The following is a 2,025-nucleotide window of genomic DNA, read 5'->3' as shown; positions in this document are numbered from 1 at the left end:
AAGTTAGTGACTTTAGTAATAGCAACTTTTACGACTGATAAAGTTACTAAGTGTGGTTTTCTGATCGCTCGCCATATTAAAGCTTTAAAATTTGATTTTGATTATATATTTCAACAGCAAGAGGAAGAATAAATTTTTCCTCTAGAATTTTAGTCTCTAGTTAATTAGAAGAAAATCCTTCAAATATCTCTGTTAGAAATATATTAAATAATTAAATATTTAGCTGCTTTGATCTACAGTATTTTCAGACTAGTTATAATATAGGAATATTAAATAATTTATGATAAATTGATTACTTGATGTCTCTTAAACCCTAAATATCTACAATATCTCACAGTTAAAATGTAAATGCTATACTTCAATAAAGTAATAATATCCTGATAATCTAAGCCCTAGGACATAGACCAAAGATGTTAAATATACTGATACCATTAAAAATATAAATAAACCAAATTTAGGAGCCTGTTGTGCTGCTATCGAAAGGATTTGAAGTAGAAATGTACACTGGCACACCCCAAGGTAATACTGTTGGCCTGTCAGACCAAATTGTGGCCAAAGTAGAGGGGTTTGTTAGGGAGCCAGATAGTAGAAATGTAGAATACACAACTGCACCATTGTGTAGCTACGCTCAACTTTTATGTGCTCTAGTAAAGCCAAGACTGAAATTGAGAAGTTATTTAAACACTTTAGGGGATTACACAATAATTCCAGGAAGTACCTTATCTTTAGGAGGTAGTGATACCTTTGAACGCTCTGACCCTAACAACCCATATCACACATATATACAACAAACTTACGGTGCAAAAGTCGTTACAACCAGTATTCATATAAATATTGGTATTAGTGAACCAGAATTATTGATGCGAGCCATTCGCTTGATCCGAATGGAAGCCCCTTTATATTTAGCCCTAAGTGCCTCTTCTCCTTTTATAGATGGCCAGGCTACAGGCTTTCACTCTACTCGTTGGACTACTTTTCCGAAAACTCCAGCTTATGTCCCTCTATTTGAAAGTCATAGTCATTTCATCAAATGGACTGAAGAGAAAGTTGCTACAGGTGTTATGCAAAATGTCCGCCATCTTTGGTGTTCTGTGCGGCCTAATGGCGATCGCCGTCCCTATAATCTTAATCGTCTAGAATTAAGAATTTGTGACTTCGTGAGTAACCCAGTTATGCAGCTGGCCTTGGTAGCTTTATTAGAAGCTCGTTTATGGCAATTATTTGACGATCCTAGTCTCGACCCCTTAGAAAAAAGTAATTTATCTGCAACTAACCGTTTGGAAGATTTAGTCGCTTTAGCAGATAATAATGAAATAGCAGCAGCTCATCATAGCCTTGAAGCTCAACTCTCCCATTGGCAAGATGGTAGAACTATTTTAGCGAAAAATTGGATTGAGGAAATTTATCAACAGGTTTTACCTTATGCCAAAAAACTTGGCTTTAGTTGCTTTCTTTCTCCAATCAAAAAAATTATTCGGGAAGGCAATACAGCACAAAAATGGTTAGATCAATATAACAGTAGTCTTGACAGTCGGAGCGTAATTAAAGCAGCAATTTTGGAGATGGCACAACAAGAAGAAGAGCTAGAAGATCAATTATGTCAATCAATGGTGGCCTAACTTAATACCATTTCATTTAGTTCAGCTACATAGGTTGAAAGGAGTCAGGAATCAGGAGTTATACCAAATCTCAAAAGTTTTGCTACATATCCTTTCCTTGTAATGGGGAGATGAAATGGTAACTAAATATAGCATTTATACATGAGAAAATTGATTAAGAGTCAGGAATTAAGGTAAATAGCATTCTTTATTTGAATTGTTATAACTTCTACTATATCAAAATTTTTTTCTGAACTAGGGGTAGTGGCAAAGGAAGCACCAGGAGCGTGGGGAGATGGGGAGATGGGGAGTACCGGGTACCGGGAGTGTGGGAGAAATTAAAAAATATATTATATATCCTCATCATTATCATGCAAGACTACCGAACTAGGAAATCAAAATATAGTGTTTCTAGGATCAGAACGGA

The 2,025-nt window shown here is 35.6% G+C and carries 1 protein-coding gene; it reads left to right on the top strand.

Annotated elements, in window-relative coordinates:
* The first annotated feature begins 467 nt into the window (after window positions 1–467).
* Window positions 468–1,619: a glutamate--cysteine ligase gene (gshA, locus tag F6K13_RS30500; RefSeq protein ID WP_124147595.1), complete on the top strand. Its 1,152-nt coding sequence runs from the start codon at window positions 468–470 to the stop codon at window positions 1,617–1,619.
* Window positions 1,620–2,025: the final 406 nt, after the last annotated feature.

The organism is Okeania sp. SIO2B9, assembly GCF_010672505.1.
Taxonomy (GTDB): domain Bacteria; phylum Cyanobacteriota; class Cyanobacteriia; order Cyanobacteriales; family Microcoleaceae; genus Okeania; species Okeania hirsuta.
This window is presented reverse-complemented; position numbering and strand designations above follow the sequence as displayed.